The organism is uncultured Cyclobacterium sp., assembly GCF_963976465.1.
Classification (GTDB): domain Bacteria; phylum Bacteroidota; class Bacteroidia; order Cytophagales; family Cyclobacteriaceae; genus Cyclobacterium.
In genome coordinates, this window is record NZ_CAXBOC010000579.1 from 1 (window position 1) to 3,239 (window position 3,239).

A 3,239-nucleotide genomic window follows, 5' to 3' on the forward strand; every position below is an offset into this window, starting at 1 on the left:
ATGATGCGTTGGGAAAAAGATCACTTGCAATGGTTCCTCCTCCGGGATGGTAGGTGATTAGGCTTGTTTTATCAATTGCCCTAATGCCCAAGGCCATCTGCTCAATAATTTCCTCATCTTCTTGGTCTTCCGGGGCCCTGTCTCCACCTAAAACCCATACCAAGTGCGGGTATTTGGCAAAGCGCTTGGCCAATAATTCACCGTAAGTTCCGGCATTTTCTGGGGTGAAAATCTCGGGGCCGGTTCCCCATTTTTTATTGTATTTGTCTCCCCAGGTAGGTAGTAGGGCAAGGTATAGTCCCATTTCCTCCGCCAAGGCGACCACCTCTTCTACATGTTTGAAATATTCTTCATTGAGTTGGCAAGGGTCTAACTCCTTCAAGGGTAAATGCCCATTGGCATTGGGGCTGTTGAGCCCATCCAGTTCTGCCAAAATAACCGTTTGAATAATGGTAAAACCTTTATCAAGACGGTTTTGAAAGTAAAATTTGGTTTCTTCCAGTGACAACCTATGAAGCAATTCCCACGCAGTGTCTCCCAGCCAGAAGAAAGGACTTCCATCCTGATGAGTTAAAAACCTGCCATTAGGGCTTATTTTCAAGGGTTGTAAATTTGCTTTCATTCTAAGTGCTGCAACCAGTTAATGCAACTTTTTGGCCAGTCTTTTTGGGTGCCTTCTTTATTGATGGAGAGGGCATACCCATGTTTACCTAATGGGTACAAGTGCATCTCTGCAGGGATGTTCTTTTCTACCAATCCTTGATAAAACATCAAACTATGTTTGACCGGGACTCCGGTATCATCTTGGGAGTGGAAGATAAAGGTTGGTGGTGTGTCTGCTCTTATTTGTTCTTCATTGCTGAAATAACTGACCCATTTCGCTTCCGGGTTTTCACCGAGTAAATTGTTTCTTGAGCCTATATGTGTAAAGGTTTTATTGAAAGAAACGACAGGGTATCCAAGGATCATAAAATCAGGACGGCTTGATTGATGCAGTATGGGGTCATCGGCGCCGGGGTTTCCTGAATCAAAATGGGTGCCCAAAGTGGAGGCCAAATGACCACCGGCAGAAAAACCCATAATACCAATTTTATCCGGATCAATATTCCACTCTTCGGCATGATGTCTTACCAGCCTAATGGCTTGTTGGCCATCCGACATGGGGACCAAGTGAGGGCTTGTTTGAGTTACAGCTGAAGGCAGGCGGTATTTCAGCACAATGCCGGCAATGCCATGACTGTTGAGCCATTTGGCAATGTCTGTTCCTTCCCAATCATATGCTAAAATACCATATCCTCCACCGGGACAAATGATTACTGCTTGTCCTGTAGCAGAACTTTTGGCTGGTAAAAATACTTGAATTTGGGGGACTTGCACATTGCTAATTCGGGTAATTCCATCAACCTCGCTCACCTCTTTTACCTGAGAAACTTTCTGAAAGGGTATTTCTCCCGGATAAATGTCCATTATGATGGATTGATTTTGGGCAGATAAGGCTTCCATGATAAAAAAGAAACTTAGTACTAGAATAAACTGCTTCATTGAGCTTAAATGTTTTTATTATTTAAAAGCGTTTAGCATTAAGGCTGCCCCATAAGCTGAGCCTAGAGGGAAGTCTGAAAATTCGAGTTCATAACCTTCTAAAAGCGCATTTAAAAAACGGATAAAGACCTTGTTATGAACAAAACCACCATCAATATACACTTTTTTTATAGCTTTTGCACCTTTAGCGAGCATCAATGAGGCCACTTGCATTTTTACCAAACCAAAAATTAAATGGTGAAAAGCTTCTTCATATTCTGAAAAAGAGGAGATGTCCCAATTATTTTCAGGGAAGATTTCAGCCACTAAAGGGGTTCTTGCTATGGCATCAGGATAAAAAGTCCCGGAAACCTCTCCACTTAAAAGTTGGTTAACCAATTTTTCATTAGGTACGATATTTTTATAATATTTGGGCTCTTTACCAAAGGCTTTGTTCATTTTCTTGAGCTGATGATCCAGTTCATAGCCAAGGAAGAAGCGACTGGCCTTGACCGTTTTTCCATGAATGGATAAGAAATTCAAGCAGTCATTTTCTAATTCAGAAAATGACAGGTCTCTTTGGGGAAAAGGGTTTAGTGATATGCTCCAAGTACCCGTAGATATCAATAGGAATGGCTCTTTAATTTTAATTAAATAAGAAGCAAGCGCTGAAGAAGAGTCATGGATACCCACGCCAATTTTAACCTTTTGGCCACAGATCTCTTTTTCAAAGCTGTGCGTAGTGGGGACCTGGCGTGGAAGTTTATCCGCTATGCCTTCATCATAAACCCATTGGTGATAATCGCCCTTAGGAAAATCCCATAATTTGGTATGGCAACCAATGGAAGTAGGTTCACTTACAACCTCCCCGGTAAAAAGATAAGAGATGTATTGTGGAAGGTGTAGAGAATATTTGATTTTTTTAAATACTTCGGGCTTCTTTCTTTTGAGCCAGTAAAGCTGCAAACCTGAATTAAGCATACCTAAAGTTGGAGAGGCAGTGGTTTGATTGATGCTTTCCTCAGGGTATTTGCTGTAAAACTCCTTATGCACATCTTCAGGGAAGTCCTTAAGGTAATTGTAAATCGGGGTAACTGGCCTTCCGTCTTCTCCAATCGATACAAAAGTGGCCCCATAAGTAGAGAAATTCAATGCTTTGATTTCATATTGAGGATCTTGGCACAATTTCTCTACATTTTCTTTGGCCCACTTAGTAATTTTTTCCAAATCATCACATTCAAATCCGTCGTCATCTTTTATCGTTGGAAACTGTACATATTCTTCCTTGATTTCATTTAGATTTTCATCAAATAGAAAAAATTTCTTGTTCGTTTTTCCTATATCAAAAATGGCAGTTACCGGTATGGGCATTGTATTGTCGGATTATTTTGAATGGATTGATTTAAATTAAAGGCCGGTGGCAAGTGTTTTGGCACCTCTTTCCTTGACCAATTGCTTTCTTACAGCCAAGTCTCTGTAAATTTCTACCGGTGACAGGGCCGCATTTGCCTGAAGTCTGGCTTCCGCAATTAGAGGTCTTAAGTCTGTACGGAAAGCATTTTGTAAAATTTCTTGGGCCAATACCGCATCATTAGATTCGCGGGCATTTTCCAAGGCATTTCTGTCCACAGTTAAGGCTTGGGCATAGGCCAACTGGATGGCTTCAACCGATTGGAGTAAGTCCTCCATTGGGTCTTTTAAGTTGTGGCTTGCATCGA

The 3,239-nt window shown here is 41.4% G+C and carries 3 protein-coding genes and 1 pseudogene; all 4 read right to left on the bottom strand.

Going from position 1 to position 3,239, the window contains the following annotated elements:
* Nucleotides 1-622, bottom strand: a 622-nt coding sequence (locus AAC037_RS22445; protein WP_339905764.1) for a DUF4038 domain-containing protein, incomplete at its 3' end; no start/stop codon positions are given.
* Nucleotides 619-1,542 (bottom strand): alpha/beta hydrolase, encoded by a 924-nt coding sequence (locus tag AAC037_RS22450; RefSeq protein ID WP_339905765.1) that lies wholly within the window; start codon nucleotides 1,540-1,542, stop codon nucleotides 619-621. The genes AAC037_RS22445 and AAC037_RS22450, both read right to left, overlap by 4 nt.
* Before the next feature lie 18 nt (nucleotides 1,543-1,560).
* Nucleotides 1,561-2,892: an FGGY family carbohydrate kinase gene (locus AAC037_RS22455; protein WP_339905767.1), complete on the bottom strand. Its 1,332-nt coding sequence runs from the start codon at nucleotides 2,890-2,892 to the stop codon at nucleotides 1,561-1,563.
* Between the two features lie 36 nt (nucleotides 2,893-2,928).
* A pseudogene (locus tag AAC037_RS22460) lies at nucleotides 2,929-3,239 on the bottom strand (sugar isomerase); the annotation flags it as partial.